Source organism: Comamonas sp. 14P8.1.4 (assembly GCF_057799285.1).
This window is the reverse complement of sequence record NZ_JBYOKN010000038.1, coordinates 1-588: the sequence shown is the minus strand read 5'-3', so window position 1 is coordinate 588 and position 588 is coordinate 1. Positions and strand designations below refer to the sequence as shown.

The following is a 588-nucleotide window of genomic DNA, read 5'->3' as shown; positions in this document are numbered from 1 at the left end:
CTGGTCAATGGCGCCATCAATCTTCTTGATGGCTTCCCATGCACCAGCCTGTGTTTCCACAGACAGTGCACCCACGCCGTCCACTGCCTTATCGGCCTTACCCAAAGCCGCTGTTGTGGCATCCGCAGCTGTCAGACCGCTGTTGGCAATAACACCCGTACCGGCCAACTCAATTTTCACGTCTTCGTCACCACGGAACTCAATCGACAGGTAGCCGTTGTCATCCGCTTGCAAGAATGCGGTGACACCGGTATCTGCCGTCTTGGCATTGATAGCAGACACCACTTGACCCAAGCGCTCTTGAGCCGAAGCTGCGGTGTCGATTTCACCAATGCTGATGTCGTTGATCTTGATGTCGCCATCCGCGATCTTGGTCGCGAAGCCTGTCACGATGTCATTCACATCAGACTCATCCACTGCCACGGTCGCTGCATCGTCAGCCTGCGTCACCGTGGCTGTGAACTTTCCGTACGAGAGATCCTTGCCATTCAAGCCCGCAGCGGTGGCGTTGGTCAAGCTGCCAACGGTGATGTTGTCACCAGCCTGGCTGCCCACCTGGAACACCGCACCAGAGAAAGAGCCATCCAA

Annotated in this window: 1 protein-coding gene; it reads right to left on the bottom strand. The window is 56.3% G+C overall.

All coding sequences use genetic code 11. The annotated features are described in order from the left end of the window. On the bottom strand, window positions 1-588 hold a 588-nt coding region (locus AC27VO_RS16525), incomplete at both ends, for a flagellin hook IN motif-containing protein (RefSeq protein WP_488667808.1).